Source organism: Streptomyces prasinopilosus (assembly GCF_001419695.1).
Classification (GTDB): Bacteria; Actinomycetota; Actinomycetes; order Streptomycetales; family Streptomycetaceae; genus Streptomyces; species Streptomyces prasinopilosus.
Genome location: NZ_LIRG01000301.1, coordinates 1 through 3,725, shown reverse-complemented (window position 1 = coordinate 3,725; position 3,725 = coordinate 1). Strand labels below are relative to the sequence as shown.

Below are 3,725 nucleotides of genomic sequence, written 5' to 3'. Positions count from 1 at the left end.
CGCGCCACCGCCGCCCCGTAGGTGTCCAGGAACGCGATGTCCGCGACCGGATCCCGGAGCGCGGCCAGCCGCAGCGCCTTCACCGCCGCCCACTCCCCGGCCCGCACGGAGCGGACCACGTACTCCCCGTAGGTTGTGCCGGCGGCTTCCCCGGAACGCGCAGTACCCGTACTCATACCGGCCACCGTAGTACCCGGGTACGACCCGCCTCACCTGGAATACCGCCCCGGTCCGACGCCCCGTGCCGCCCCGCGGACGAGCATCGGAGCATGATTACGGCACAGGAACTCACCAAACGCTACGGTGACCGGACCGTCGTCACCGACCTGTCCTTCACCGTCCGCCCCGGCACCGTCACCGGCTTCCTCGGACCGAACGGCTCCGGCAAGTCCACCACCCTGCGCATGATCCTCGGCCTGGTCGCCCCCACCCGCGGCCACGCCACCGTGTCCGGCCGCTCCTACGCCGCGCACCCCGCGCCCCTGACCGAGGTCGGCGCCCTGCTGGAGGCCCGCTCCGTCCACCCGGGCCGCACCGCCCGCCACCACCTCCGGGCCCTCGCCCACACCCACGGCATCCCCGGGAGCCGCGTCGAGCACGTCCTCGCCCGGACCGGCCTCACCGAGGTGGCCCACCGCCGGGTCAAGGGCTTCTCCCTCGGCATGGGCCAGCGCCTCGGCATCGCCGCCGCGCTGCTCGGCGACCCGGCCGCCCTCGTCCTCGACGAACCGGTCAACGGCCTCGACCCCGAGGGCGTCCTGTGGATCCGCACCCTGCTCAAGTCCCTCGCCGCGGAGGGCCGCACGATCCTCGTCTCCTCCCACCTGATGAGCGAGACGGCGCTGACGGCGGACCACCTGATCGTCATCGGGCGCGGCCGGCTCCTCGCCGACACCACCGTCGCCGACTTCGTCCGCCGGTCCGGCGCGGGCACCGTCAAGGTCGTCACCCCGGACGCCGCCGCCCTGGCCGGCCTCCTCACCGGCCCCGGCGTCACCCTCGCCACCGACGCCCCCGGCAGCCTCACCGTGCGGGGCGCGGACGCCGAACACATCGGCCGCACCGCCGCGGCCCACGGCATCCCCCTGTACGAACTCACCCCGAGCACGGCCTCCCTGGAAGAGGCGTTCATGCACCTCACCCACGACACGGTGGAGTACACCGCCACCGCGGAAGGAGCGGCGGCATGACCGCCACCACCACGGCCGCCGCCACCGGCACCCCCGCGTACCGGGTGACCGCGGCCCGCGTCCTGCGTTCCGAATGGCACAAACTGTGGACGCTCCGCTCCACCTGGATCAACCTCGCCGCCACCACCATCCTGACCCTCGGCATGGGCGCGGGCATCAGCGCCGCCTACGACGGCAGCGGCGAAGGCGGCCTCGACCCGGTCCTCTTCGTCCTCCTCGGCACCCAGTTCGCCACCGTCAACCTCGCCGTCCTCGGCATCCTCGCCACCGCCGGCGAGTACGCCACCGGCCAGATCCGCGCCACGATGACCGCGGTCCCCCGCCGCCTGCCCGTCCTGTGGTCCAAGGCCGCCGTGCTGGCCGCGGTCACCTTCGTCCTCAGCCTGTGGACGAACCTGCTGACCTTCCCGCTCGCCCAGTCCTTCCTCACCGGCACCGACCAGGCGGCCGCCCTCGGCGACCCGGGCGTCCTGCGCGGCCTGGCCGGCAACGCGGCCGGCCTCGCCCTGCTCACCGTCCTGGCCCTCGGGCTCGGCGCCGTCGCCCGCTCGGTCCCCCTCGCGGCCGGCGCCTACATCGGCCTCGTCATGATCGTCCCGGAGGTCCTGCGGATGCTCCCGTACGGCGTCGTCGACGACGCCGTGCGCTACTTCCCCTCCAAGGCCCTGGAGTCCCTCACCGCCGCTCAGCCCGGCCCGGACGCGGCCGCACCGGGCGCCGCGCTGCTCGCCCTGTCCCTGTGGGCGGCGGCCTCCCTCGCCGCGGCGGCGGTGACCCTGCGCCGCCGGGACGTCTGACCGCCGTGCCCCCGACGTGTTCCGGCCGACGGACGGATCCCCCACCATGAGTCCCGTGGCGAACGACGACCGGAAGACACCCGCGGCGCAACGGCCCGCGCGACGACCGAGGGAGCAACCGACGGGACGGCCGGCGGAACCCCTCACCCAGTACGTGCAACGCCTCACCCAGCGGACGCGCGCGTTCGACCGGCGCCACCCGCTGCTGTGGGACCTGCACTTCACCGGCTTCTGGGTGATGGCCGTCCTCATCGACTACGCCGGCGGCGGCTGGCGCAACGTCACCCACAACCCGGACGCCCCCGGGTGGCTCCTGCTCTCACTGAGCCTCGGCCTGTCCGTCCCCCTCCTGTGGCGCCGCACCCACCCCGCGGCGGTCCTGCTCGCCATGGCCCCGTTCGCCCTCGTCAACGCCTGGACCGGCACCGCCCTCCAGGCCGCCCTGCTGCAACTCGTCGCCGTCTACCACCTCGCCCTGCGCCTCCCGCTGCGCAACCTGGGGTGGGCGACCGCCCTCGTGCTCGCCCCCGTCGCGGTCTCCGCGGCCCGCCACGGGGAGGAGGGCGCCTGGAGCCAGCAGATCGGCTCGCAGCTGACGTCCGTCGTGGTGGTCGCCCTCATCGGCATCACGGTCCGCAGCCGCCAGAACCACACGGAGGCCCTGGAGGACCGCGCCCGCCGCCTCGAGATCGAACGCGACCAGCAGGCCCAGCTCGCCACCGCCGCCGAACGCGCCCGCATCGCCCGCGAGATGCACGACATCATCGGCCACAACCTCTCCGTCATCACCGGCCTGGCCGACGGCGGCAGGTACGCGGCCGGCAAGTCCCCGGAACGCGCCGCCCAGGCACTGGACGCCATCGGCACCACCAGCCGCCAGGCCCTGGGCGAACTCCGCCGCCTCCTGGACGTCCTGCGGGACGACGAGACGGCCCACCGTTCCGCCGAGCTGACCCCCCAGCCCACCCTCACCGACCTCGAGCAGCTCATCGACGGTGTCCGCGCCGCGGGCCTCCCCGTCCACAGCACGGTCGAGGGCCGGGCCGACCTCCCCGCCGGCCGCCAGCTCACCGTCTACCGCGTCATCCAGGAAGCCCTCACCAACACCCTCAAGCACGCCGGCCCGCACACCACCGCCGAGATCACCCTCGTCCACGGCGGCCGGGGCTCCGTCACCGCCACGATCACCGACACCGGCACGATCACCGGCGCCACCGGGAAGGACACCCCCGCCGACGGCCGCGGCCTCCCGGGAATGCGTGAGCGAACCGCCCTGTACGGCGGCACGCTCGAGGCCGGCCCGCGCCCCCACCCCGAACAGGGCTGGCGCGTCCACCTGCACCTCCCGGAGGAAACCCCGCAGTGACCACCGTCCTCGTCGCCGACGACCAGCCCCTCCAGCGCTTCGGCTTCCGCATGCTGCTGGAGAGCCAGGACGACATGACGGTCCTCGGCGAGGCGTCCGGCGGCGGCGAAGCCGTCCGCATGACGGCGGAACTGCGCCCCGACGTCGTCCTGATGGACATCCGCATGCCCGGCATGGACGGCATCGAGGCCACCCGTCACATCGTCGCCGCCGGCGACCGCACCCGCGTCCTCATCCTCACGACGTTCGACCTCGACGAGTACGCCTACGCGGGCCTCCGCGCCGGTGGCCACGGAGCGGATGCCGGAGAGGATTTCCTCCGGCTGGGCGTCCTTGACGAGGAAGCCGGCGGCACCGGTGCGGAGGCCCGCG

Annotated in this window: 4 protein-coding genes; all 4 read left to right on the top strand. The window is 74.3% G+C overall.

From position 1 onward, the window contains the following. The first annotated feature begins 269 nt into the window (after window positions 1-269). Window positions 270-1,190 (top strand): ATP-binding cassette domain-containing protein, encoded by a 921-nt coding sequence (locus tag AOK18_RS13720; RefSeq protein WP_055694535.1) that lies wholly within the window; start codon window positions 270-272, stop codon window positions 1,188-1,190. Then, a complete protein-coding gene (locus AOK18_RS13715; protein ID WP_055694534.1) occupies window positions 1,187-1,987 on the top strand; it encodes an ABC transporter permease in 801 nt (266 codons plus the stop codon). The genes AOK18_RS13720 and AOK18_RS13715 overlap by 4 nt, the downstream gene beginning before the upstream one ends. 46 nt (window positions 1,988-2,033) lie before the next feature. Beyond that, window positions 2,034-3,353: a sensor histidine kinase gene (locus AOK18_RS13710; RefSeq protein ID WP_055694533.1), complete on the top strand. Its 1,320-nt coding sequence runs from the start codon at window positions 2,034-2,036 to the stop codon at window positions 3,351-3,353. Continuing rightward, window positions 3,350-3,725 (top strand): response regulator (locus AOK18_RS13705; protein ID WP_240503169.1); only part of this gene is annotated, 376 nt, incomplete at its 3' end. The genes AOK18_RS13710 and AOK18_RS13705, both read left to right, overlap by 4 nt.